Genomic DNA, 19,024 nt, shown 5'->3' with positions numbered 1-19,024 from the left:
AACCGGATACCTTCTATGACTATTTGGGAAATCAGCGAAAAAGCGGATTACATCGCGCAGCGTCATCAGCAGCTGCAGGACCAGTGGCACCTCTACTGCAACTCTCTGGTTCAGGGCATAACCCTCTCGAAAGCGCGTCTTCACCACGCGATGAGCTGCGCGGCGCAGGGCGACATGCGCTTCGTCCTGTTCGGCCATTTCATCATCAACGTTACCCTGGCGGATAACTTCAACAGCCACACCATTGAGTACCACCTCGAGACAAAAGACGGCGAAAAACAGTGTATTGCGAAGGCGCAGCTGATGGCCGATGGCATGGTGGACGGCCACGTCAGCAACCGCGATCGCCAGCAGGTGCTGGAGCACTATCTGGAAAAAATCGCGCCAGTCTATAACGGCCTGTACGCCGCCGTTGAACACGATCTCCCGGTCAACCTGAAGCAGCTGATGGATGGAAATACCTCAGCGAACGTGGCCTGACTCCTGCGTGTCGAGAAGTGTCGACAAGACAGTTTTTCGTCAAAAATGACTATCACCAGAGGATAACCCGGTGAACCGTTTTGTAATTGCTGACTCGACGGTCTGTATTGGCTGTCGAACCTGTGAGGCGGCGTGCTCGGAAACGCATCGCCTGCATGGGCTGCAGTCCATGCCGCGCCTGCACGTCATGCGTAATGAAAAAGAGTCTGCCCCGCAGCTCTGCCATCACTGTGAAGACGCCCCCTGCGCGGGTGTCTGTCCTGTAAATGCTATCACTCGCGTGGATGGCGCTGTCCAGCTGAACGAAAGCCTGTGCGTAAGCTGCAAGCTGTGCGGCATTGCCTGCCCGTTCGGCGCGATTGAATTTTCCGGCAGCCGTCCGCTGCATATTCCGGCGAACGCCAACTCGCCAAAAGCCCCGCCCGCACCACCGGCTCCGGCACGCGTAAGCACGCTGCTGGACTGGGTGCCCGGCATCCGTGCCGTTGCGGTGAAATGCGACCTGTGCAGCTTCGATGAGCAGGGGCCGGCCTGCGTGCGCACCTGCCCGACTAAGGCGTTGATTCTGGTTAACATTCGCGACATCGCCCGTACCAGCAAGCGTAAACGCGAGCTGACCATCAACAGTGATTTTGGCGACCTTTCTCTGCTACAGGCGCTTAACGAGGGGGCGAAATGAACGCGGCGATGATGATTACCAGCGCGGTAGCCTGTTTTGCTGGCGCCGCTGTTCTGGCGCCGATCTTCTCATTCCATAAAACCCTGAGCGGCGCGATCGCCGGACTCGGCGGGGCGGTTGCTAGCCTGATGACGCTGGCAGCAGGCGGCGTTGTCCTGCTCGGCGGCCAGTCCGCTGAGACCGTGATGCCGCTGATTCGCCACAACGTGGAGATCGCGCCCCTGAACGCCATCTGGCTGGTGACGTTTGGCCTGTGCGGGCTGTTTATCAGCCTGTTCAATATCGACTGGCACCGCCACCCGCACGCTAAAGCCAACGGCCTGCTGGTCAATCTGCTGATGGCGACGGCGGTCTGTACCGTGACCGCCAGCAACCTCGGCGCGCTGGTGGTGATGGCGGAGATCATGGCGCTGTGCGGCGTGTTCCTGACGGGTTGCAGCGCCTCCGGCAAGCTGTGGTTTGCGCTGGGACGCCTCGGAACGCTGCTGCTGGCGCTGGCCTGCTGGCTGGTGTGGCAACGCTTTGGCACGCTGGACTTCGCTGCGCTCAACGGGCATCCGCTGGGGAACGACGTCTGGCTGCTGGGCGTGCTCGGCTTTGGCCTGCTCGCTGGCATCATCCCGCTGCACGGCTGGGTGCCGCAGGCGCATGCGAATGCCTCCGCGCCCGCCGCCGCGCTGTTTTCTGTGGTGGTGATGAAAGTGGGTCTGTTCGGGATTCTGGTGATTACGCTGACCGGCGGACAACCGCCTCTGTGGTGGGGCGTCGTGCTGCTGGTCGCCGGAATGATTACCGCGTTCGTCGGCGGTCTGTACGCGCTGATGGAGCACAATATCCAGCGCCTGCTGGCATACCACACGCTGGAAAACATCGGCATCATCCTGCTCGGCATTGGCGCGGGCGTGACCGGGCTGGCGCTCAACCAGCCGGCGCTGATTGCCGCCGGGTTTATCGGCGGTCTTTATCACCTCGTCAACCACAGCCTGTTTAAAAGCACGCTGTTCCTCGGTGCGGGAAGCGTCTGGTTCCGCACCGGCCATCGGGATATCGAAAAGCTGGGCGGGATTGGCAAAAAGATGCCCGTCATTTCGCTCGCCATGCTGGTGGGTCTGATGGCAATGGCCGCGCTGCCGCCGCTGAACGGCTTTGCCGGGGAGTGGGTGATCTACCAGTCCTTCTTCGCGCTCGGCCAGAGCGACGCATTTATTGCACGCCTGCTCGGCCCGCTGCTGGCGGTCGGTCTGGCGATAACCGGGGCGCTGGCGGTGATGTGTATGGCGAAAGTCTACGGCGTGACCTTCCTCGGCGCGCCGCGCACCCGCGAAGCGGAAAACGCCTGCTGCGCACCGTTGTTGATGGGCGTGAGCGTGGTCGCGCTGGCGCTGTGCTGCATCGCGGGCGGCGTCGCCGCGCCGTGGCTGCTGCCGCTGCTGGGCAACGCCATTCCGCTGCCGCTGACCGTGGCGAATACCACCGTCTCTCAGCCCATGATCGCGCTGCTGCTGATTGGCGCACCGCTGCTTCCGTTCGTACTGATGCTGTTCTTCAAGCGCGACCGGCTCGCCTCCCGCTCGCGCGGTGCGGCGTGGGCCTGCGGCTACGAACACGAACAGTCGATGGTTATCACCGCCCACGGTTTTGCCATGCCGGTGAAGGAGAACTTCGCCGCCGTGCTGAAGCTGCGCCACTGGCTGAACCCGGTGGGCTGGGTACCCGGCTGGCAGAGCGCCGCCGCGCCCGCGCTGTTCCGCCGTCTGGCGGTCATCGAGCTGGCGGTGCTGGTGGTCATTGTGATTTCACGAGGAGCCTGACATGAGTCTGTTACTGGCAATTCTTCAGGCGCTGGTGCTGTTCGCCGCCGCGCCGCTGCTGTCGGGCATCACGCGCGTGGCGCGCGCCCGAATGCACAACCGTCGCGGGCCCGGGGTGCTCCAGGAGTACCGCGATCTCTTTAAACTGCTCTCCCGTCAGAGTGTGGCCCCGGACGCCGCAGGCTGGGTCTTCCGCCTGACGCCGTTTGTGATGGTGGGCGTGATGCTGACCATCGCCACCGCGCTGCCGGTGGTCACGGTGGCGTCGCCGCTGCCCGTGCTTGGCGATCTGATCACGCTTATCTACCTCTTCGCTATCGCCCGCTTCTTCTTTGCGATTGCGGGCCTGGACACCGGGAGCCCGTTTACCGGCATCGGTGCCAGCCGCGAGGCGATGCTCGGCGTGCTGGTCGAGCCGATTCTGCTGCTGGGGCTGTGGGTTGCCGCGCAGGTCGCGGGTTCCACCCACATCAGCTTTATCACCCACACCGTTTACCACTGGCCGGTGTCCCGCTCGATCCCGCTGGTGCTGGCGCTGTGCGCCTGCGCGTTCGCCACGTTTATTGAGATGGGCAAACTGCCGTTCGATCTGGCGGAAGCCGAGCAGGAGCTGCAGGAAGGGCCGCTTACCGAGTACAGCGGCTACGGCTTCGCGGTGCTGAAGTGGGGCATCAGCCTCAAACAGCTGGTGGTGCTGCAGATGTTTGTCGGCGTCTTCTTCCCGTGGGGGCAGATGACGCACTTCTCCGCGGGCGGTCTGATACTGGCCGTCGTGGTTGCCGCCTTCAAGCTGCTGGTCGGCGTGCTGGTGATTGCCCTGTTTGAAAACAGCATGGCGCGCCTGCGTTTTGTGGAAACGTCGCGCATCACCTGGGCCGGTTTTGGTTTTGCATTTTTAGCGTTCGTCTCCTTGCTGGTGGCGTGATTAAAGAGAGTATTTATGTCTGAAGAAAAGAAAGGTCAGCAGTATCTCGCCGCGTTGCATCAGGCTTTCCCCGGCGTGGTGCTGGAGGAGTCCTGGCAAACCAAAGACCAGGTAACCGTCACCATTAAGGTGAACTATCTGCCGGAAGTGGTGGAGTTTCTGTACTACCAGCAGGGCGGCTGGCTGTCTGTGCTGTTCGGCAACGACGAGCGCCAGCTGTGCGGCAACTATGCGGTGTACTACGTGATGTCGATGGAGCAGGGCGAAAAGTGCTGGCTCACCGTGCGCGTCGAAGTCGACCCGGCTAAGCCGGAATACCCGTCCGTCACGCCGCGCGTGCCCGCCGCCGTCTGGGGCGAGCGCGAGGTGCGCGACATGTACGGCCTGGTGCCGGTCGGCCTGCCGGACGAGCGCCGCCTGGTGCTGCCGGACGACTGGCCGGACGAACTCTACCCGCTGCGCAAAGACAGCATGGACTACCGCCAGCGCCCGGCGCCGACCACCGACAGCGAAACCTACGAATTCATCAACGAGCTGGGCAGCAAGAAGAACAACGTGGTGCCGATCGGCCCGCTGCACGTCACCTCCGACGAGCCGGGCCACTTCCGCCTGTTCGTCGACGGCGAAAACATCATCGACGCCGACTACCGCCTGTTCTACGTCCACCGCGGCATGGAAAAGCTGGCGGAAACCCGCATGGGCTACAACGAAGTGACGTTCCTCTCTGACCGCGTGTGCGGCATCTGCGGCTTCGCCCACAGCACCGCCTACACCACCTCGGTGGAGAACGGCATGGGGATCGTGGTGCCGGAGCGCGCGCAGATGATCCGCGCCATTCTGCTGGAGGTGGAGCGCCTGCACTCGCACCTGCTGAACCTCGGCCTGGCCTGCCACTTCGTCGGCTTTGACTCCGGGTTTATGCAGTTCTTCCGCGTGCGTGAAGCGTCAATGAAGATGGCGGAGATCCTCACCGGGGCGCGTAAAACCTACGGCCTGAACCTGATCGGCGGGATCCGCCGCGACCTGCTGAAGGACGACATGATCCAGACCCGCCAGCTGGCGCAGCAGATGCGCCGCGACGTGCAGGAGCTGGTGGACATGCTGCTCAGCACGCCAAACATCGAGCAGCGCACCGTCGGCATCGGGCGCCTTGACCCGGAGATCGCCCGCGACTTTAGCAACGTCGGCCCGATGGTGCGCGCCAGCGGCCACGCCCGCGACACGCGCGGCGATCACCCGTTCGTCGGCTACGGCCTGCTGCCGATGACCGTGCACAGCGAGCAGGGCTGCGACGTCATCTCGCGCCTCAAGGTGCGCATCAACGAGGTGTTCACCGCCCTGAACATGATCGACTTCGGCCTCGATAACCTTCCCGGCGGCCCGCTGATGGTGGAGGGCTTTACCTACATTCCGAACCGCTTTGCCCTCGGCTTTGCCGAAGCGCCGCGCGGGGACGATATCCACTGGAGCATGACCGGCGACAACCAGAAGCTCTACCGCTGGCGCTGCCGCGCGGCCACCTACGCCAACTGGCCAACCCTGCGCTATATGCTGCGCGGCAACACGGTTTCCGATGCGCCGCTGATCATCGGCAGCCTCGACCCGTGCTACTCCTGCACTGACCGCATGACCGTGGTCGACGTGCGCAAGAAAAAAAGCCAGGTGGTGCCGTACAAAGAGCTTGAGCGCTACAGCATCGAGCGTAAAAACTCGCCGCTGAAATAAGGACTCGCCATGTTTACCTTTATCAAAAAAGTAATCAAAACGGGCACGCAGACCAGCAGCTATCCGCTGGAGCCGATGCCGGTGGATAAAAACTTTCGCGGCAAGCCGGAGCACAACCCGCAGCAGTGCATCGGCTGCGCGGCCTGCGTCAACGCCTGCCCGTCGAACGCCTTAACGGTGGAAACGGATCTCAAAACCGGCGAGCTGGCCTGGCAGTTTAACCTCGGGCGCTGCATCTTCTGCGGCCGCTGCGAGGAGGTCTGCCCGACGGTCGCCATTCGCCTGTCGCAGGAGTACGAGCTGGCGGTGTGGAAGAAAGAGGATTTTCTGCAGCAGTCGCGCTTTGACCTGTGCAGTTGCCGCGTCTGCAGGCGCCCGTTCGCCGTGCAGAAAGAGATCGACTACGCCATCGCGCTGCTGCAGCACAACGGTGACGCCCGCGCGGAGCACCACCGCGAAAGCTTTGAAACCTGCCCGGAGTGCAAGCGTCAGAAGTGCCTGCTGCCGTCCGACCGTATTGATATCACCCGCCATATGAGAGAGGCCAGCTGATGGAAAACCTACTGGGCCCGCGCGACGCTAACGGCATTCCGGTGCCGATGACGGTGGAGGAGTCCATCGCCAGCATGAAGGCGTCGCTGCTGAAAAAAATCAAACGCTCGGCCTACGTCTACCGCGTGGACTGCGGCGGCTGCAACGGCTGCGAGGTTGAGATCTTCGCTACGCTGTCGCCGCTGTTTGACGCCGAGCGCTTCGGCATCAAGGTGGTGCCGTCCCCGCGTCATGCGGACATTCTGCTGTTTACCGGGGCCGTCACCCGCGCCATGCGCTCGCCCGCGCTGCGCGCCTGGCAGTCCGCGCCGGACCCGAAAATCTGCATCTCCTACGGGGCCTGCGGCAACAGCGGCGGCATCTTCCACGACCTCTACTGCGTCTGGGGCGGCACCGACAAAATCGTGCCGGTGGACGTCTACATTCCGGGCTGCCCGCCGACGCCCGCCGCGACGCTGTACGGCTTCGCGATGGCGCTTGGCCTGCTGGAGCAGAAAATCCACGCGCGCGAGCCGGGCGAGCTGGACAACCGGCCGGCGGCCATTCTGCACCCGGACATGGTGCAGCCGCTGAGGGTGAAGATTGACCGCACGGCGCGCAGGCTGGCGGGCTATCGTTACGGGCGTCAGATTGCCGATGATTATCTGCGCCTGCTGAGTCAGGGCGACCATCAGGTGGCGCGCTGGCTGGAGGCGGAAAACGATCCGCGTCTCAATGAGATCGTGGCGAACCTGAACAGCATCGTGGATGAGGCGCGTATCCGATGAGTGAAACGGTGGTGTTCAGCCAGCTGAGCCGTAAGTTTATTGATGAGAACGATGCCACGCCGGATGCGGCGCAGCAGGTGGTCTATTACAGCCTGGCGATTGGGCATCACCTCGGGGTGATTGACTGCCTGGAGGCGGCGCTGAGCTGCCCGTGGCCCGAGTACCTGGCGTGGATCGCCACGCTGGAGGAGGGCAGCACGGCGCGGCGCAAAATGGAGGGCGTGCCGAAGTACGGCGAGATCGTCATCGACGCCAACCACATAGCGATGCTCGCCAACGCCTTTGACGCGGCGCTGAGCAGGCAAACCCCCGAGCAGCAGGCGTGGAGCAAAACGCTGCTTAGCATGCTGCACGATATTCATCAGGAGAGCGCCATCTACCTGATGGTGAGGAGATTACGTGACTGACGTTTTACTGTGTGTCGGCAACAGCATGATGGGCGACGACGGCGCGGGCCCGCTGCTGGCAGAGATGTGCGCCGCAAACCCGCAGGGCAGTTGGGTGGTGATTGACGGCGGCAGCGCGCCGGAAAACGACGTGGTCGCCATCCGCGAGCTCCATCCGGACAGGCTGTTGATTGTGGATGCCACCGATATGGGGCTGAACCCCGGCGAAATCCGCCTGATTGATCCGAACGACATCGCCGAGATGTTTATGATGACTACCCACAATATGCCGCTGAACTACCTGGTCGATCAGATTAAAGACGACGTGGGCGAGGTGCTGTTTTTGGGGATTCAGCCGGATATCGTTGGGTTTTATTACCCGATGACGCCGCCGGTGAAGGAGGCGGTGGAACGGGTCTATTCACGGCTTGCGGAGTGGGTTGGGGATGGAGGTTTTTCTCAGCTCTGAGCAGTGCCAAACCCCTCTCCCTCTCCCTGTGGGAGAGGGCCGGGGTGAGGGCAACAGGCTACTCGAGATCCGCCCCGTTACTCGCAATCACCTTCTTATACCACCAGAACGATTTCTTGCGCTTGCGGTCCAGCGTGCCGTTTCCTGCGTCGTCCCGGTCGACGTACACAAACCCGTAGCGCTTGCTCATCTCGCCCGTTGAGGCGGCCACCAGGTCGATACAGCCCCAGGTGGTGTAACCCATCAGCGGCACGCCGTCCTCAATCGCGTCGCCCATCGCGCGGATATGCTCGCGCAGATAGCTGATGCGGTAGTCGTCGTTAATCTCGCCGTTTTCATCAACGACATCTTTCGCCCCCAGGCCGTTTTCCACCAGGAACAGCGGCTTCTGGTAGCGGTCGTACATCATGTTCATGGTGATGCGCAGGCCGAGCGGGTCGATGCCCCAGCCCCATTCGCTCACCTGAATATGCGGGTTACGCAGGGACTTCACGATGTTCGCCGCGCTGGTGTTACCCGCGTTCATATCCGCCGACGCGCAGCGCGAGGCGTAATAGCTGAACGAGACAAAGTCGACGGTGTTTTTTAACAGCTCGTCGTCGCCGGGATCTTTCACAATCACCACGCCTTTCTCGCGGAACACGCGGGCTGAGTAGGCCGGGTAGCTGCCGCGCGCCTGCACGTCGATGAAGAACAGGTTCTCGCGGTCTTTCTCCAGCGCCATCCACACGTCTTCCGGCTTGCAGGAGTACGGATAGAAATTCCCGCCCGCCAGCATGCAGCCGACCTGGTTTTCCGGGTTCACCTCGTGGGCAATTTTGGTCGCCAGCGCGCTCGCCACCAGCTCGTGGTGCGCGGCCTGGTATTTCACCTGGTCTTCGTTTTCGCCTTCCTCAAACACCAGTCCCGCCCCGGAGAACGGGCTGTGCAGCATGATGTTGATTTCGTTGAAGGTCAGCCAGTATTTCACCAGCCCGTTAAATTCCTCAAAGCAGGTGCGGGCGTAGCGGGCGAAGAAATCGACCATCTTACGGTTGCGCCAGGAGCCGTATTCCGTCACCAGGTGCATCGGCACGTCGAAGTGGCAGAGCGTAACCAGCGGCTCGATGTTGTACTTTTTGCACTCCTCGAACACCGCGCGATAGAAGGCAATGCCCTCTTTGTTCGGCAGCGGCTCGTCGCCGTTCGGGTAGAGGCGGCTCCAGGCAATGGAGGTGCGGAACACCGTAAAGCCCATCTCCGCCATCAGGGCGATGTCCTCTTTATAGCGATGGTAAAAATCAATCGCTTCGTGGCTCGGGTAGAACTCGTCGTCACGCAGCGAAAAACGCTTTTCCTTACCGATCTTCACCGCCAGGCGATTCGCGCCGTGGGGGATCATATCGACCGTCGTCAGTCCTTTGCCGCCTTCACGGTAAGCACCTTCACTCTGGTTGGCGGCAAGCGCGCCGCCCCATAAAAATCCTTGTGGAAAAACAGACATTCTTACCTCGCTTTCAATTTATGCTTTTGCTGCGTTGTTCTGTACCGGTGCGGTCTGCAGGGCGCGCGCTTTTTCAGCCTCGTCTTCGACCGGGATATCCTCAAACCCTAAAAGCAGGGTCAGAACAAACGACAGCACTACTGCCAGCCCCATCACGCCGAACACCCAGACGATGGTCATCGGGTTGGCCGGGTCAAAGAACTGCACGCTGGTGAACAGCCCCGGTGCCGCCATTGAGTGGCTGGCAAGACCGGCCATGCCGGCGACCGCCCCGCAGATAAAGCCGCTGATCAGGCTCGCAATCAGCGGACGTTTCAGACGCACCGCCACGCCGTACAGGGCCGGTTCAGAAATCCCCGCCATGATGGCGGAGGCCGCCGCCGCCAGCGCCGTCTGGCGCAGCTCCGGGTTTTTGGTTTTCCACGCCACCGCCAGCGACGAGCCGCCGAGCGACAGGTTGGCGCCGATTTCCGACGGCATCACCATCCCTTCCTTGCCCGTTTCGGCGATGGTCTGAATGATGGTTGGCGTAAACACGCGGTGCATGCCGGTCATGACCAGCAGCGGCCACAGCGCGCCCATGATGGCGACGGAGAGCCAGCCGAGATAGCCGTGAATGGTGTAGACCAGCGCGGAGATGGCGCTACCGATCCAGATCCCCAGCGGGCCAATCAGCACGATGGCGAGCGGGGCAGCAATCAGCACGATCAGCATCGGCTTGAGGAAGTTTTTCGTTACCGCCGGCGTAATGCGATCCACCCAGCGTTCGATGTACGACAGGCACCAGGTCATTACCAGCGCGGGGATGACGGTGTAGGTGTATTTCACCGCCGTCACCGGAATAAAGGCGAACTCAACGTGCTCGCCCTGCGCGGCTTTCGCCATCAGCTCGATAAAGCTCGGGTGCACCAGCACGCCCGCGATGGCGATGGCCAGCGACATGTTGGTTTTGAATTTAACCGCCGCCGAGGCCGCCACCATCAGCGGCAGGAAGAAGAAGGCGCCGTCGCCGATGACGGTCAGAATAGTGAGCGTCGGCGCGCCTTTTGGCAGCACGCCGGTCATCTCGAGGATCATCGCCAGCAGCTTGACCATCGAGCCGCCGATGATCGCCGGGATCAGCGGAGACATGGTGCCGATCAGCGCGTCGAGGATCCCGGCGCCAACGCGGCGTAAGGTCATCTTCTGCGGGCCTTCCGGCACCGCGGGCTGCAGGTCAGCGGGCAGCAGGCTTACCACTTCGCGGTACGCCTGTGAAACCGTGTTGCCAATAATGACCTGGCACTGGTTGTCGTTGCGCACTACGCCGAGCACGCCGCTGATGCTTTTCAGGCGCGCTGCGTCGGTCAGGCTTTCGTCTTTCAGTACGAAACGCAGACGCGTCATGCAGTGGGTGACGGCGACGATGTTCTCTTTGCCGCCCAGCGCGCTGATAACGTCGTTCGCCAGCGCAGCGTAATTTTTGGCCATCGGATGTGATCCTGTTATTGTTGTGAGACATGTAGGAAACCGGTTCCACATAATCATCATGAGTTTCTTTGGATGAAACAAGATCGCTTTTTGACCATTTTTTCGTTTCGTGATGCAGATCGCAATGGTGTAGCAAAAGCGTGATTTCGCCGCTGCGACAATTTTTCTGCAGTGCAGTACACTGCGCTCCATCAGATTCAGACGGAATAACAACATGACCACGATGCTTGAAGTGGCGAAGCGGGCAGGCGTTTCGAAAGCCACGGTGTCCCGGGTGCTGTCGGGAAATGGCTACGTCAGCCAGGAGACCAAAGACCGGGTGTTTCAGGCCATTGAAGAGAGCGGCTATCGCCCGAATTTACTGGCGCGAAACCTGGCGACCAAACGAACCCAGACGCTGGGGCTGGTGGTGACTAACACCCTCTATCACGGCGTTTACTTTAGCGAACTCCTGTTTCACGCCGCGCGCATGACGGAAGAAAAGGGGCGGCAGCTGATCCTCGCGGACGGCAAGCACAGCGCGGATGAAGAGCGTGAGGCGATCCAGTACCTGCTCGATATGCGCTGCGACGCGGTGATCATCTATCCGCGTTTCCTGAGCGTGGAAGAGATGGATGAGATCGTCGAGAAGTGCGAGCAGCCCATAATGGTGCTCAACCGCCGCCTGCGGAAAAACAGCAGCCACTGCGTCTGGTCAGATCATAAAGCCTCCAGCCAGGAGGCGGTGTCGCAGCTGATTGCGAAAGGGCACCGGGAGATCGCGTTTATCACCGGCTCGCTGGATTCTCCCACCGGGGTTGAGCGTCTCTCCGGCTACCGGGACGCGCTGGCGCAGCACGGTATTCCGCTGCGCGAAGGGCTGATTGCGCAGGGGAAGTGGAACCCCGCCAGCGGCGCGGCGGCGGTATCGGAACTGCTTGCTCGCGGTGAGCGCTTTACGGCGCTGGTGGCGAGCAATGACGATATGGCAATCGGTGCCATGAAGCAGCTGCACGACAGCGGCGTGGCCGCCCCGGACGCGGTGTCGGTGATTGGTTTCGACGATGTGGCCATCGCGCCTTACATTGTGCCGTCGCTCTCCAGCGTCCGCATCCCCGTAACGGAGATGATTAAAGAGACCATCAGCCGCCTGATCTTCATGCTCGACGGCGGTGAGTTTAAGTATCAGCAAACCTTCTCCGGCGAGCTGGTGCTGCGCGACTCGGTTATTGATGGCCCGCACCGCTGATGTCGACAGCTGTCATCGTCATAAGTGACGATGACAGCGCCGCCGTAATTTTTAAATTATTATAAAATCAATAGGTTAACTATTGGCACGGTTTATGAATATCTCCGCGCATAACTGTAATGCTGGAGAAGCAGATGAACCGTTTTATTATGGCCGATGCCAGTAAGTGTATTGGCTGCCGTACCTGTGAAGTAGCGTGCGTGGTTTCCCATCAGGCGGAGCAGGACTGCGCGTCGCTCACCCCTGACACCTTCCTGCCGCGCATCCACGTCATCAAAGGCGTGAATATTTCCACCGCCGCCATCTGTCGCCAGTGCGAAGACGCACCGTGCGCGAACGTCTGCCCGAACGGGGCGATTAAACGCGAGAAAGGCTTTGTGCACGTCATGCAGGAGCGCTGCATTGGCTGCAAAACCTGCGTGGTCGCCTGCCCGTACGGCGCGATGGAGGTGGTTGTCCGTCCGGTGGTACGCAACAGCGGCATGGGGCTGAGCGTACGTGCGGAGAAAGCCGAAGCCAACAAATGCGATCTTTGCTATCACCGCGACGCCGGTCCGGCCTGCATGGAAGCCTGCCCGACGCATGCGCTGGTCTGCGTGGATCGCGACAAGCTTGAGCAGATGAGCGCCGAAAAGCGCCGTCGCGCGGCATTCGACACGTCGTCATCGCTGCTGTTCTGAACCGTATGTGCAGTAACGGCGTACAGCTGCGCGTGCGCGGCAAGGTGCAGGGCGTGGGGTTTCGTCCCTTCGTCTGGCAGCTGGCGCAGGTGCTTCAGTTGACCGGTGACGTCTGCAATGATGGAGAGGGCGTGCTGGTGCGCCTCGCGGGTAATGGGGGGGCCTTTACCGCGAGGCTGCATCAGGACTGCCCGCCGCTGGCACGCATTGACCACGTTGAAACGCAGCCGTTTACGTGGGCGCAGGTGCCGGAGGACTTTACCATCCGCCACAGCGCGGGCGGGGCGATGGACACCCAGATTGTTCCCGACGCCGCGACCTGTCCGGCGTGTCTGGCTGAAATGCGCGACCCCGGCGAGCGTCGCTATCGCTATCCGTTCATCAACTGCACGCACTGCGGGCCGCGGTTTACCATTATCCGCGCGATGCCCTATGACCGTCCGGCCACGTCAATGGCCGCATTTCCCCTCTGCCTGCCTTGTGAGACGGAATACCGTAACCCAGCCGATCGACGTTTTCACGCCCAGCCGGTAGCCTGCCCGGACTGCGGGCCCGCGCTGGAATGGCGTGCGGGCGACATCACCGCTTCCCGTGAGGCTGCGCTGAGCGCGGCGGTGGCGATGCTGAAAAGCGGCGGCATAGTCGCGGTCAAAGGGCTGGGCGGTTTTCATCTCGTCTGCGACGCGCGTAATCCGCAGGCGGTCGCGGCGCTTCGGGTACGCAAGCAGCGTCCCGCGAAGCCGCTGGCGGTGATGATCCCAAACGCGGACGGCGTGCCGGAGGCGATCCAGACGCTGTTACGCTCCTCCGCAGCGCCGATTGTGCTGACCCCAAAAGCCTCGCTTCCCGGGTTTCCCGAAGGGATTGCACCGGGGCTCGATTGTACTGGCATCATGCTTCCCGCTAACCCGCTGCAGCACCTTCTGATGATGGATTGCCAGCGCCCGCTGGTGATGACTTCCGGCAACCTCAGCGGTAGACCGCCTGCCATGACCAACCAGCAGGCGCTGGATGAACTCGGCGACATCGCGGACGGCTTCCTGCTGCACAACCGCGATATCCTGCAGCGGATGGACGATTCGGTGATGGATCGGGACGGCACGATGCTTCGCCGCGCGCGCGGTTTTGTGCCGGATGCCGTCACGTTGCCTGCGGGTTTTGAGAATATCCCTGCCATGCTATGCACCGGCGCGGAGATGAAAAACACCTTCTGCCTGGTGCGTGGCAGCCAGGCGGTGCTGAGCCAGCATTTTGGCGATCTCGGTGACGAGGGCGTCGAAGCGCAGTGGCGAGGCGCGCTCTCGCTGATGCAGAAAATTTACGCCTTTCAGCCGAAGCGCGTGGTGTGCGACGCCCATCCGGGCTATCACACGCAACGATGGGCGCAGGCGCAGGGGCTGCCCGTTGAAACCGTGCTCCATCATCACGCCCATGCGGCGGCGTGCCTGGCGGAGAACGGCTGGCCTCTCGACGGCGGAGACGCGATTGCCCTGACGCTGGACGGGATCGGCATGGGCGAGAACGGCGCGCTGTGGGGCGGGGAGTGCCTGCGGGTGAACTATCTCGCGTGCGAGCGTCTGGGCGGGCTGCCTGCCGTTGCGCTGCCGGGGGGCGATCTGGCGGCGCGGCAGCCGTGGCGCAATCTGCTCGCCCACTGCCTGGCGTTTGTCCCTGACTGGCAGCAGTACCCGGAAACGCGCGCGGTTCAGCGTCAAAACTGGCCGCTGCTGGCAACGGCGATCCGGCGCGGCATCAACGCGCCGCAGGCCTCGTCCTGTGGTCGCCTGTTTGATGCGGTCGCCTGCGCGCTGGGTATTGAAACCCAATCCTGGGAAGGTGAAGCGGCCTGCCGGCTGGAAGCGCTGGCCTCGCAGTGCGCGGGCGTCGACCATCCGGTGACGTTGTCTGTCGACAACCTTGCGCTTTTCTGGCGGCAGTGGCTGGCCTGGCAGTCTGAGCCCTGCGAGCGCGCGTGGGCGTTTCACGACGCGCTGGCAAAAGGGCTGGCACATCTCGCCGCGCGCCATGCCCGACGCCTGTCGCTGTCGACAATCTGTCTCAGCGGCGGCGTGCTGCACAACCGTCTGCTGCGCGCGCGCCTGCGTCATTATCTTTCTGACTTTACGCTTCTTTTTCCTTCGCGCCTGCCCGCAGGTGACGGAGCGATCTCCTTCGGGCAGGCGGCGATCGCCGCTGCCCGGTCATGTTCACAAAGGACTTAAAATGTTACGACTCATACGCAATGAACCTCGCGCCGCGCTTCTGCTGCTGGCTCTGGTAATGGCAAACCTGCTGGCCTGGGGATGGGCATGGCACGCTTTTAGCGGCAGCACGGCGCTGATGGCCGCCAGCCTGCTGGCGTGGTGCTACGGGCTGCGTCACGCGGTGGACGCTGACCACATCGCGGCGATTGATACCGTGACGCGTAAGATGATGCAGCAGGGCAAACGTCCGTCCGGCGTGGGGGCGTGGTTCTCGCTGGGGCACTCCACCATCGTGGTGCTGGCCTCCATTGCTATCGCCGCTACCGCGACAGCGTTTCAGAAAAACATGGAGTGGTTCCACGAAACCGGCAGCCTGATCGGCACCGCGGTTTCCGCCACCTTCCTGCTGGCGATGGCGCTGGTGAACATGGTGATCCTGCGTGGCGTCTGGCGCAGTTTTCAGGCGCTGAAACAGGGCAGGTCCGTGCAGGGCGACATCACGCTCCCTGCCCAGGGCGGCGTCATGAACTGGCTGTTTGGTAAAACCTTCCGCCTGGTGAATAAAAGCTGGCAGATGTACCTGGTCGGTTTCCTGTTTGGCCTCGGCTTTGACACGGCCACCGAGATTGGCGTGCTGGGGATCTCTGCCGCCAGCGCGTCAAGCGGGATGTCGGTGTGGTCAATCATGGTCTTCCCGGCGCTCTTCGCCAGCGGCATGGCGCTGGTGGATACCCTCGATAACCTGCTGATGGTCGGCGCCTACGGCTGGGCGTTCAACAAGCCGCAGCGCAAGCTCTACTACAACATGACCATTACCGGCACCTCCGTGGTGGTGGCGCTGTTTATCGGCGGGCTGGAAGCGCTGGGTCTGCTGATGGACAAATTTGCCCTCAGCGGCGGCGTGTGGGATCTGATTGGCGCGGTAAACGACAACCTGGGCAACGCCGGGTTTGCGGTGGTCGGGCTGTTTGTCGCCTGCTGGCTGATCTCCATGGTCAACTACCGCTGGCGCGGCTACGACGCGCTGGTGGTACGTTCCTGAACCGGCTCCTGCACGGCGCAACCTCCGCGACTTCCTCAATGGCTGGCGCATAGCGGCATACCGATAAAAAAGATGCTGAAAATGTAGAACTTTTGCGGAATAAATATATTCCGCATTCTTCGCTTGTGTGAAATAACGAGAAAGATAATTGAGTTATTTATAAAAATTCGCCATTATTTGCCTCCTGCTGATGATGTCTCTTCAGACTGAGTCAGCTGCCAATAATAAATCTGGATGATGTTTTTAAGCTGTTTCATATTAAAGCATTTACGAAAATAATAAATAAGGGATTGATGGCGATGATATATCTACTTTGCATTTATTTGATGAATAGAATGCGTAAGAAAAAGCCCCGGAATATCGGGGCGGTGAATAATAAAATTCAAAGGTTAACTCTGCGTAGACTCGTTGTTGGACGGGTAAACGAAGCGCCGCCTGGCAACGAGAAGGTTAAGCAGGTAACAGTTTCAGCAGTGCGAAAGCCTCCTTCATCCGGTCTTCACTAACCACAAAAGCGCGAATCTGACCCTCGTTATCCGCGCCGCGCGCGACCATTCCCTGCGGTTCGAGGGTAATTTGCCAGTTCAGATCCTGACGCTGCGTTTCACCGGCAAGATGCAGCGGTAATTCTGGCGTTTTGACTTTAATCAGCATGGCAGGTAATTTCAGCGGCGCGCTGCCGCCGAGCAGGTTTTTCGCCAGATACATCGCGCTTAATTGAATTGGCTGTAAAAAGGGCAGTACCTGACCGTTAATTTCAGCGCAGTCACCTAACGCGTAAATATCAGGTTGCGTGGTTTGCAGGTAGCTATTTACCTTCACGCCACGCTGTATTTCGGCGCCTGCGCGATGCGCCAGCGCGGTTTCCGGGCGCAGGCCCGTTGCAGCGATTACCACATCCACCTCAACGCTGCGGCTGCGGTCGAGAGTGGCACGAATGCCGCCTTCGGTTTTGCTCAGGCTTTGCAGCTGCGATTTCAACAGCAGATGCACCCCCATGTCGGTCAGGCGATGCTGTAAGCGACTGCTTACTTCTGCGGGCATCAGCGACGACAGAATGCTTGCCGCGTGGTCGACCAGAGTCACGGATTTACCCGCCCGGCAGAAATCCATCGCCAGCTCGGTGCCTATCAGCCCGCCGCCGACAATCATCACGCGCTGCGCGTCGCGAAGCGCCGTTTCGCTGGCCTGATACTCCTGCTGGCTGTTCAGGGTGATCGTCAGCTCGCGGCCTTCAACCGGCGGCACAAACGCAGAGGCACCCGTGGCCAGCACCAGTTTGTCGTACTGCCAGGTTTTCTCTTTTGCTTTCACCTCGTGGGCGGCAGCGTCGATGTCGGTGACCCAGGTGTAAGGGAACAGACGCAGGTTAAACTGTTCCGCGAACTCCCCCGCCGTCTGACGGGTGAGGTCTTCGGCGCGCTGATGCTGACTAATCACGTGGCTTAGATCAGGCTTGTTGTACTCGTCCATGCTGTCGGCGGCGATCACCGTCAGCGGCACGCTGGCGTCCTGCTTGCGGATGTTTTTCACCAGCTGGCGGGCGGCAAAGCCCGAGCCGATGATGACGATACCGTTGTTCATTTTGCCTCCGTACCCAGTTCGTCAAAGACGTCTTTACCGAGTGAACACTCCGGGCAGAGGAAATTGTCCGGCACGTCACTCCACGGCGTGCCCGGCGCAACGTCCTGCAGCGGTTCGCCCATTTCAGGATCGTAAATCCACTGGCAGACGCTGCACTGCATGCGCGGTCCGGGATCGGCGGCTGCCGCGGCGGCGCAGGCGCAGGTTTCCTGCTGTGCGGTTGGTTCGGCAGCTTGCGGAAGCGGTGCGAGCGCCCACTGACGGGCAATGTCGCGGCCGTGCTGGCGGCAGACCTCCTGGGCGTCGATATCCGGGCGCCATTTCGCCTTCAGGCTGAGGGATATCTCAAAGCCCGCATCCTGCAGGCGCGTAGACAGACGGTCTACCGCGCCGCCGCTCCACCCGTGGGAGCCAAAGGCGCTGGCGCGCTTGTTGCGAAAACGCAGACCGGTCATTTCTTCCACCAGACCGGCAATTTTCGGCATCATCACGTTGTTCATGGTGGAGGTGCCCACCAGCACGCCCTTAGAGCGGAAGACGTTGGTCAATACCTCGTTCTTATCGCTGCGCGCCACGTTGAAGATTTTCACCGCCACGTTGGGGTCCACTTCGTTGATGCCCTGGGCAATGGCGTCCGCCATCATGCGGGTGTTGTTGGACATGGTGTCGTAGAAAATAGTGATGCGGTCTTCCTGATAGTCCGCCGCCCATTTCAGGTAGAGCTCCACAATCTGGGTGGGATTTTCACGCCACACCACGCCGTGGGAGGTGGCAATCATGTCCACCGGCAGGTTAAAGCCGAGGATCTCGGTGATTTTTGGCGTCACCAGGCGGCTGAACGGGGTCAGAATGTTGGCGTAGTAGCGCTGGCACTGCTCGAAGAGTTCGGTCTGGTCCACTTCGTCGTTGAACAGGCGCTCGTCGCAGTAGTGCTGGCCGAAGGCGTCATTGCTGAACAGCACCGCGTCGTCGGTCATGTATGTCATCATGCTGTCCGGCCAGTGCAGCATCGGCGTTTCCACGAAGATCAGCTGCTTGCCGTTGCCTATATCCAGCGCGTCGCCGGTTTTAACGGTGTGGAAATTCCACTCCGGATGGTGGTGGTGGCCGTTGATCGAGTCGATGGCGTTGGTGGTGCAGTAGATCGGCGTGTTCGGGATGTAAGACATCAGCTCGGTCAGCGCGCCGGCGTGGTCCTCTTCCGCGTGGTTGATGATGATGTAGTCGATGGCGTCCAGGTCAATTTCGCTGCGCAGGTTCTGCACGAACTCGCGGCTGAACTTGTGATCGACGGTATCGATCAGCACGTTTTTTTCTTCGAGGATGAGATAGCTGTTGTAGCTGCTGCCGCGCAGCGTTTTGTATTCCGTCCCGTGGAAATCGCGCACTTCCCAGTCACGTTGACCGACCCAATGAATGTTATTTTTAACCAGAATAGACATAGCAACCTCTACGTAATACAGCATTTTCAAATAAGATGATTTGCCTATATCAAGTTGCGTGCCAGTTTTTAATTTATTGATTTTACTTAATTAATAT

17 protein-coding genes are annotated in these 19,024 nt (G+C 60.9%); 13 read left to right on the top strand and 4 right to left on the bottom strand.

Annotation, left to right across the window (positions count from 1 at the left end; all coding sequences use genetic code 11):
- Nucleotides 1-15: 15 nt before the first annotated feature.
- From hycA to hycI, 9 genes are all read left to right on the top strand, one after another.
- Nucleotides 16-480, top strand: a complete 465-nt coding sequence (hycA, locus tag ACOTZC_RS09570; protein WP_045404197.1) for a formate hydrogenlyase regulator HycA — start codon at nucleotides 16-18, stop codon at nucleotides 478-480.
- A 70-nt stretch (nucleotides 481-550) separates the two neighbouring features.
- Nucleotides 551-1,159 carry a 4Fe-4S dicluster domain-containing protein gene (locus ACOTZC_RS09565; RefSeq protein WP_023308971.1) on the top strand — a complete coding sequence of 203 codons (609 nt, stop codon included), beginning with the start codon at nucleotides 551-553 and terminating at the stop codon, nucleotides 1,157-1,159.
- Nucleotides 1,156-2,970 (top strand): formate hydrogenlyase subunit 3, encoded by a 1,815-nt coding sequence (gene hycC / locus ACOTZC_RS09560; RefSeq protein ID WP_248196444.1) that lies wholly within the window; start codon nucleotides 1,156-1,158, stop codon nucleotides 2,968-2,970. The genes ACOTZC_RS09565 and hycC overlap by 4 nt, the downstream gene beginning before the upstream one ends.
- Nucleotide 2,971: 1 nt before the next feature.
- The gene (locus ACOTZC_RS09555; RefSeq protein WP_248184886.1) at nucleotides 2,972-3,895 is read left to right on the top strand and encodes a respiratory chain complex I subunit 1 family protein; all 924 of its coding nucleotides are present in this window, start codon (nucleotides 2,972-2,974) and stop codon (nucleotides 3,893-3,895) included.
- Between the two features lie 15 nt (nucleotides 3,896-3,910).
- On the top strand, nucleotides 3,911-5,620 hold the full coding sequence (locus ACOTZC_RS09550; protein WP_248201566.1) for an NADH-quinone oxidoreductase subunit C: 1,710 nt from the start codon (nucleotides 3,911-3,913) through the stop codon (nucleotides 5,618-5,620).
- Between the two features lie 9 nt (nucleotides 5,621-5,629).
- Entirely contained in the window at nucleotides 5,630-6,172 is a 543-nt protein-coding gene (locus ACOTZC_RS09545) for a formate hydrogenlyase complex iron-sulfur subunit (RefSeq protein ID WP_023308967.1), read from the top strand.
- A complete protein-coding gene (locus ACOTZC_RS09540; protein WP_421635741.1) occupies nucleotides 6,172-6,939 on the top strand; it encodes an NADH-quinone oxidoreductase subunit B family protein in 768 nt (255 codons plus the stop codon). The genes ACOTZC_RS09545 and ACOTZC_RS09540 overlap by 1 nt, the downstream gene beginning before the upstream one ends.
- A complete protein-coding gene (locus tag ACOTZC_RS09535) occupies nucleotides 6,936-7,346 on the top strand; it encodes a formate hydrogenlyase maturation HycH family protein (RefSeq protein ID WP_042717145.1) in 411 nt (136 codons plus the stop codon). The genes ACOTZC_RS09540 and ACOTZC_RS09535 overlap by 4 nt, the downstream gene beginning before the upstream one ends.
- The gene (gene hycI / locus ACOTZC_RS09530; protein ID WP_063408794.1) at nucleotides 7,339-7,794 is read left to right on the top strand and encodes a hydrogenase maturation peptidase HycI; all 456 of its coding nucleotides are present in this window, start codon (nucleotides 7,339-7,341) and stop codon (nucleotides 7,792-7,794) included. Before ACOTZC_RS09535 ends, hycI begins: the two co-directional genes overlap by 8 nt.
- A gap of 58 nt (nucleotides 7,795-7,852) precedes the next feature.
- On the opposite strand, the gene ACOTZC_RS09525 is transcribed toward hycI, so the two are convergent.
- The gene (locus tag ACOTZC_RS09525) at nucleotides 7,853-9,277 is read right to left on the bottom strand and encodes a 6-phospho-beta-glucosidase (RefSeq protein ID WP_047173492.1); all 1,425 of its coding nucleotides are present in this window, start codon (nucleotides 9,275-9,277) and stop codon (nucleotides 7,853-7,855) included.
- Nucleotides 9,278-9,295: 18 nt separating this feature from the next.
- On the bottom strand, nucleotides 9,296-10,747 hold the full coding sequence (gene ascF, locus ACOTZC_RS09520) for a PTS cellobiose/arbutin/salicin transporter subunit IIBC (protein ID WP_126303032.1): 1,452 nt from the start codon (nucleotides 10,745-10,747) through the stop codon (nucleotides 9,296-9,298).
- A gap of 214 nt (nucleotides 10,748-10,961) precedes the next feature.
- On the opposite strand from ascF, the gene ACOTZC_RS09515 reads away from it, so the two are divergent.
- The 4 genes from ACOTZC_RS09515 to ACOTZC_RS09500 all read left to right on the top strand — a co-directional run bounded on the left by ACOTZC_RS09515 (nucleotide 10,962) and on the right by ACOTZC_RS09500 (nucleotide 15,901).
- Complete coding sequence (locus ACOTZC_RS09515) at nucleotides 10,962-11,975, top strand: LacI family DNA-binding transcriptional regulator (RefSeq protein WP_047173490.1); 1,014 nt, start codon at nucleotides 10,962-10,964, stop codon at nucleotides 11,973-11,975.
- A gap of 134 nt (nucleotides 11,976-12,109) precedes the next feature.
- Nucleotides 12,110-12,655, top strand: a complete 546-nt coding sequence (hydN, locus tag ACOTZC_RS09510; protein WP_023308960.1) for an electron transport protein HydN — start codon at nucleotides 12,110-12,112, stop codon at nucleotides 12,653-12,655.
- 5 nt (nucleotides 12,656-12,660) lie between these two features.
- The gene (hypF, locus tag ACOTZC_RS09505; protein WP_421635740.1) at nucleotides 12,661-14,877 is read left to right on the top strand and encodes a carbamoyltransferase HypF; all 2,217 of its coding nucleotides are present in this window, start codon (nucleotides 12,661-12,663) and stop codon (nucleotides 14,875-14,877) included.
- A 1-nt stretch (nucleotide 14,878) separates the two neighbouring features.
- Entirely contained in the window at nucleotides 14,879-15,901 is a 1,023-nt protein-coding gene (locus tag ACOTZC_RS09500; RefSeq protein WP_045404208.1) for a HoxN/HupN/NixA family nickel/cobalt transporter, read from the top strand.
- A 450-nt stretch (nucleotides 15,902-16,351) separates the two neighbouring features.
- Here ACOTZC_RS09500 and norW read toward each other — a convergent pair whose 3' ends face one another.
- Both norW and norV read right to left on the bottom strand, forming a co-directional pair.
- Entirely contained in the window at nucleotides 16,352-17,485 is a 1,134-nt protein-coding gene (norW, locus tag ACOTZC_RS09495; RefSeq protein WP_213751583.1) for an NADH:flavorubredoxin reductase NorW, read from the bottom strand.
- A complete protein-coding gene (gene norV, locus ACOTZC_RS09490; protein WP_421635739.1) occupies nucleotides 17,482-18,927 on the bottom strand; it encodes an anaerobic nitric oxide reductase flavorubredoxin in 1,446 nt (481 codons plus the stop codon). The genes norW and norV overlap by 4 nt, the downstream gene beginning before the upstream one ends.
- Nucleotides 18,928-19,024 lie beyond the last annotated feature (97 nt).

This window comes from Enterobacter cloacae complex sp. SHL009 (assembly GCF_049237205.1).
GTDB classification, from domain to species: domain Bacteria; phylum Pseudomonadota; class Gammaproteobacteria; order Enterobacterales; family Enterobacteriaceae; genus Enterobacter; species Enterobacter cloacae_M.
This window is presented reverse-complemented; position numbering and strand designations above follow the sequence as displayed.

Excerpts from the sequence above, each read along its gene's own strand:
- ACOTZC_RS09535 (WP_042717145.1), top strand. The coding sequence starts at position 6,936 with ATGAGTGAAACGGTGGTGTTCAGCCAGCTGAGCCGTAAGTTTATTGAT.
- norV (WP_421635739.1), bottom strand. The coding sequence starts at position 18,927 with ATGTCTATTCTGGTTAAAAATAACATTCATTGGGTCGGTCAACGTGAC.
- ACOTZC_RS09500 (WP_045404208.1), top strand. The coding sequence starts at position 14,879 with ATGTTACGACTCATACGCAATGAACCTCGCGCCGCGCTTCTGCTGCTG.
- norW (WP_213751583.1), bottom strand. The coding sequence starts at position 17,485 with ATGAACAACGGTATCGTCATCATCGGCTCGGGCTTTGCCGCCCGCCAG.
- ascF (WP_126303032.1), bottom strand. The coding sequence starts at position 10,747 with ATGGCCAAAAATTACGCTGCGCTGGCGAACGACGTTATCAGCGCGCTG.
- ACOTZC_RS09525 (WP_047173492.1), bottom strand. The coding sequence starts at position 9,277 with ATGTCTGTTTTTCCACAAGGATTTTTATGGGGCGGCGCGCTTGCCGCC.
- ACOTZC_RS09555 (WP_248184886.1), top strand. The coding sequence starts at position 2,972 with ATGAGTCTGTTACTGGCAATTCTTCAGGCGCTGGTGCTGTTCGCCGCC.
- ACOTZC_RS09550 (WP_248201566.1), top strand. The coding sequence starts at position 3,911 with ATGTCTGAAGAAAAGAAAGGTCAGCAGTATCTCGCCGCGTTGCATCAG.
- ACOTZC_RS09540 (WP_421635741.1), top strand. The coding sequence starts at position 6,172 with ATGGAAAACCTACTGGGCCCGCGCGACGCTAACGGCATTCCGGTGCCG.
- hypF (WP_421635740.1), top strand. The coding sequence starts at position 12,661 with ATGTGCAGTAACGGCGTACAGCTGCGCGTGCGCGGCAAGGTGCAGGGC.
- hydN (WP_023308960.1), top strand. The coding sequence starts at position 12,110 with ATGAACCGTTTTATTATGGCCGATGCCAGTAAGTGTATTGGCTGCCGT.
- ACOTZC_RS09545 (WP_023308967.1), top strand. The coding sequence starts at position 5,630 with ATGTTTACCTTTATCAAAAAAGTAATCAAAACGGGCACGCAGACCAGC.
- hycA (WP_045404197.1), top strand. The coding sequence starts at position 16 with ATGACTATTTGGGAAATCAGCGAAAAAGCGGATTACATCGCGCAGCGT.
- ACOTZC_RS09515 (WP_047173490.1), top strand. The coding sequence starts at position 10,962 with ATGACCACGATGCTTGAAGTGGCGAAGCGGGCAGGCGTTTCGAAAGCC.
- hycC (WP_248196444.1), top strand. The coding sequence starts at position 1,156 with ATGAACGCGGCGATGATGATTACCAGCGCGGTAGCCTGTTTTGCTGGC.